Source organism: Mycetohabitans sp. B3, assembly GCF_021498065.1.
Classification (GTDB): Bacteria; Pseudomonadota; Gammaproteobacteria; order Burkholderiales; family Burkholderiaceae; genus Mycetohabitans.
Genome location: NZ_JAHLKN010000103.1, coordinates 1 through 1,765 on the forward strand (window position 1 = coordinate 1; position 1,765 = coordinate 1,765).

Below are 1,765 nucleotides of genomic sequence, written 5' to 3' on the forward strand. Positions count from 1 at the left end.
AAGCTGATGCAGGGTTTGTGTGTCCGGATAATCGGCTGCGGTGTCGTTCCACGTCGTGAGCAATTGATGTTGCTCTGCGGCGCTGAGCAGCGGCAGTTCAGACAGGCGCTGCGCTGGATTGGCGGCCACTGCCTCGAGCACATTGACCCAATGCTGGCCGAGTCGCTCGATCGTGTCGGCATCGAACAAGTCCGTCGCATATTGTAGCCAGCCGTCGATGCCGTCCGATGTCTCACCAAAGTACAAAGTCAAGTCGAATTTGGTACTGAGCCGTTCCAGGTCAATTTTTTCAACCGTGAGCCCTGGCAATGTAAAGTCCGACATGGGCACATTGAACCCATTGACCATGACCTGGAAAATCGGTTGACGAGACAGGTCGCGTACGGGTTGCAGTACTTCCACCAATTTTTCGAAAGGCACCGCCTGGTGCGCATAGGCGCCCAATGTGGTTTCGCGCACCTGCGCTAGCAATTCGTTGAAGCGGGGATTACCCGACAAGTCGGTACGCAACGCCAAAGTATTGATAAAAAATCCGATGAGCGCTTCAGTTTGCACTTGCGTGCGTCCTGCGATCGGTGAGCCCACGACGATATCGTCTTGCCCGCTCCAGCGACTGAGCACGACCTGGAATGCGGCGAGCAACGTCATGTATAACGTTGCACCTTCGCGCTGCGCCAGCGCTTTGAGTTGTGCGGCAAGCGCCGCCGGCACGTGCACCGCGAGGCCATGCCCACGGCCGCTTGGCACGGCGGGCCGCGGCCGGTCGGTTGGTAGCTCCAACGCAGCAGGCGCTCCCGCCAATTGCTTGCGCCAGTAATTTAGCTCCCGTTCTAGCGCTTCGTCCTTGAGCCATGCGCGCTGCCAAAGCGCATAATCGGCATATTGGATCGGTAGCTCGGGTAATGGTGAGCCTTGCTTTTGACTAAAGGCCGTATATAACGCTTGGATTTCCCGTGTCAGCACACCTAGAGACCAGCCATCCGAAATAATGTGATGCAATATCACGCTTAGCACATGGGTATCAGGCGCGAGACGTAACAGTGCAAAGCGCACCAGCGGCCCTGCAGTCAGATCGAACGGCTGTTGAGCGGCGGCTAGCAGAAAATGCATGACGTCATGCTCAGCCACTTCATGCGGTATCAGTTCAACCGTCCAGGGCGGATTGACCACTTGCACACCGTCACCCTCATGGGTTTCAAACCGGGTGCGTAATGTTTCATGACGCTGGACGATTTCACTTAATGCGGCAGCCAGTGCAGCGACATCCAATTTACCCGTCAAGCGCATGGCAATCGGTATTTGGTACGCTGCGCCTTGCCCTAATTGTTCCAAGAACCACAGACGTTCTTGCGCGAACGACAAAGGCAAAATGGTGGGACGCGTTTGTGTGGTCAACGCTGGAATGTCGAGGTCACGACTTTGCCGCAATGCGTCCAGACGAGGTGTCAGTTCGGCAATAGTAGGCGCTTCAAACAGCGCGCGCACCGGCAGTTCGGCCCCCAACGCTTGCTGGACTCGGGCTGCAAAGCGCATCGCTAGTAATGAGTGTCCTCCAAGTTCAAAGAAGTTGTCGTCAATACCCACGCGTGGCAGACCAAGTACTTCGGCGGCCAACTCAGTCAGCGTTTGCTCCTGAGGCGAACGCGGGGCGCGGTAGCGTTCCGAAATAAAATTCGGTGCTGGCAGTGCTTGACGGTCCACTTTGTTATTCGGCGTCAGCGGCATGGTGTCGAGCCTGACGAACGCCGATGGCACCATATAGTCT

Annotated in this window: 1 protein-coding gene; it reads right to left on the bottom strand. The window is 56.5% G+C overall.

The features are described from left to right. Positions 1-1,725 (bottom strand): condensation domain-containing protein (locus KQH55_RS15775; RefSeq protein ID WP_235091630.1); only part of this gene is annotated, 1,725 nt, incomplete at its 3' end. Positions 1,726-1,765 lie beyond the last annotated feature (40 nt).